3 protein-coding genes are annotated in these 2719 nt (G+C 63.1%); all 3 read left to right on the top strand.

Going from position 1 to position 2719, the window contains the following annotated elements:
- The first annotated feature begins 461 nt into the window (after positions 1–461).
- Positions 462–1058: a F0F1 ATP synthase subunit delta gene (locus JCM25156_RS13080; RefSeq protein ID WP_025813429.1), complete on the top strand. Its 597-nt coding sequence runs from the start codon at positions 462–464 to the stop codon at positions 1056–1058.
- Positions 1058–2596 (top strand): F0F1 ATP synthase subunit alpha, encoded by a 1539-nt coding sequence (atpA, locus tag JCM25156_RS13075; RefSeq protein WP_025813427.1) that lies wholly within the window; start codon positions 1058–1060, stop codon positions 2594–2596. Before JCM25156_RS13080 ends, atpA begins: the two co-directional genes overlap by 1 nt.
- A 16-nt stretch (positions 2597–2612) precedes the next feature.
- Positions 2613–2719, top strand: a 107-nt coding sequence (locus JCM25156_RS28035) for a F0F1 ATP synthase subunit gamma (protein ID WP_199898866.1), incomplete at its 3' end; no start/stop codon positions are given.

Here is a 2719-nt window from a genome sequence, read left to right as displayed (position 1 = left end):
TGCAGTGGGCCGGTTTTCCGCAGGCGACCCACGCGGTGTGGTGGAGCATGATCGTGGCGGCGATGGCGATCGCGGTGCTCGGCTTCGTCTCGACCGGAGTCCATGCCCGGCGCAGCGCGCGGGCGGTCGCGGCCCTGCTGGATCCAGGCTGACGCATCAATGATATGTGAATAATGCATATCAATAATCCGTATCGTTCCGGTGCGGCTACAATGCCGACACGCAACAAAAACCGGGCTTTAACCTGTTTTCGAAATGCCGTGGGGCCTGTATGCTCCCGCCTGCCCGTACGGTGGCGGGTGGCGCGTGCCTGAAAACGGGCGCTCCGGCCGCCCCGGGTGGGGCCGTGGCCCGTGTGATCTGTTGCGTGCGTCCACGCCGCGTGCTAGAGCCGCGCCAGCAGCGCACGGAACCAAGGATTTCCGGGCAGGCGGCTTGTTGTTTTGAATCAAGATTCTGGATTGGAAAAGCGGACAGTGGATTCGGGTGGAACGACCTCAATACCGATCGCCTCCATTGCCAATGGCCTTCCCGGTCGTTATGCGACGGCGCTTTATGAGCTTGCGGCTGAACGCCAGGAGCTTGACCCCGTTCTGGAGCAGGCTTCCCGCCTTGTCGAACTGATCGACGGCAATGCTGACCTGCGTACCGTGCTGACGGACCGGACGCTGGACATCCGCGACAGCGCCCGCGCGATGGACGCGGTGCTTGCCGCCGAAGGTTTCAATCCCCTTATGCGTGATTTTGTTGGCGTGGTGGCGAATAACCGCCGCCTCCCGCGCCTGCGTGACATTCTTGCCGCGCTGGCGGCTATCGCGGCCGGAAGGCGCGGGGAAGTGGTGGCCGATGTCGTGTCCGCCCATCCCCTGACCGACCTGCAGCGTGTCCAGCTTCGCAGCCGCCTTGCCGAGGCCGGCTATTCCAAAGTCAATATCCAGGAGCGTGTTGACGCGGACCTGCTGGGCGGTCTGGTCGTGCGCGTTGGCGCCCGCCTGTATGACACCAGCCTCAGATCCCGCCTGACCCGCCTGCACCATGCCATGAAGGGAGCCGCGTGATGGAAATCCGCCCCTCCGAGATTTCGGATATCCTCAAGCAGCAGATCGCTACGTTCGACAAGGCCATTGACGTTGCCGAGACGGGAACAATCCTGTCCGTGGGTGACGGCATTGCCCGTGTGTACGGCCTGCAGAACGTTGAAGCCGGCGAAATGCTGGACTTCCCCGCCAGTGGCCAGAAAGGCATGGCGCTGAACCTTGAAAATGACAATGTCGGCGTTGTCATCTTCGGTGACGACACGGCGATGCGCGAAGGCGACACCGTCGCCCGCACCGGCAAGGTGGTGGAAGTGCCGACCGGCAAGGCCCTGCTGGGCCGCGTGGTCGATGGTCTGGGCAACCCGATCGACGGCAAGGGCCCGCTGGTTGGTGAAGTCATTCCCAAGCGCGCGGAAATCAAGGCCCCCGGCATCATGCCGCGCCAGTCCGTCAGCGAGCCGATGCAGACCGGTATCAAGGCGATCGACGCGCTGGTGCCCATCGGGCGTGGCCAGCGTGAGCTGATCATCGGTGACCGCCAGACCGGCAAGACCGCGATCCTGATCGACACCATCGTCAACCAGAAGAGCGTCAACGCGCTGGGTGATGAAAGCAAGTCGTTGTACTGCATTTATGTCGCGATCGGGCAGAAGCGCTCGACCGTGGCGCAGCTCGTGCGCACGCTGGAGGAAACCGGGGCGATGGCGTATTCCATCGTCGTGGCCGCCACCGCGTCCGACCCGGCGCCCATGCAGTATCTCGCACCCTACGCCGCCTGCTCCATGGGCGAGTATTTCCGCGATAACGGCATGCATGCCCTGATCGTGTATGATGACCTGTCCAAGCAGGCTGTCGCCTACCGCCAGATGTCGCTGCTGCTGCGCCGCCCGCCGGGACGTGAAGCCTATCCGGGTGACGTGTTCTACCTGCATTCCCGCCTGCTGGAACGCGCGGCCAAGATGTCCGACAAGTTCGGCGCGGGTTCGCTGACCGCCCTGCCGGTGATCGAGACGCAGGCCGGTGACGTGTCGGCCTACATCCCGACCAACGTGATCTCCATCACCGATGGTCAGGTCTTCCTTGAAACCGACCTGTTCTACCGTGGCATCCGCCCGGCGGTGAACGTGGGCGGTTCCGTGTCCCGCGTGGGTTCGGCCGCACAGATCAAGGCGATGAAGCAGGTTGCCGGCAAGATCAAGCTGGAACTGGCGCAGTATCGTGAAATGGCGGCGTTCTCGCAGTTCGCGTCCGATCTGGACCCGGCCACGCAGAAGCAGCTTGCCCGTGGCGCGCGTCTGGTCGAGCTGCTCAAGCAGCCCGAAACCTCCCCCCTCTCCGTCGAGGAGCAGGTGGTGGTCCTGTTCGCGGGCACGCGTGGCTATATCGACGCCGTGCCGGTCGATCAGGTGACGGAATATGAGAAGCGCCTGCTGGACGATGTCCGCACATCGGGTAAGGACATTCTTGAATCGATCCGGACACAGCGCCAGCTGACGAAGGATATCGAAAGCCGTCTGAACGATTTCCTGACGACTTTCGGCCGTCAGTTCGTCAACTGAGGAAGATCGGGCAACCATGGCTTCCCTGAAAGAACTACGCGCACGGATCGGCAGCGTCAAATCGACGCGTAAGATCACCAGCGCAATGAAAATGGTCGCCGCTGCCAAGCTGCGCCGGGCGGA

The sequence above is a fragment of the Komagataeibacter kakiaceti JCM 25156 genome (assembly GCF_000613305.1).
The sequence above is the reverse complement of the archived record's forward strand: the minus strand, read 5'-3'. Positions and strand labels throughout refer to the sequence as shown.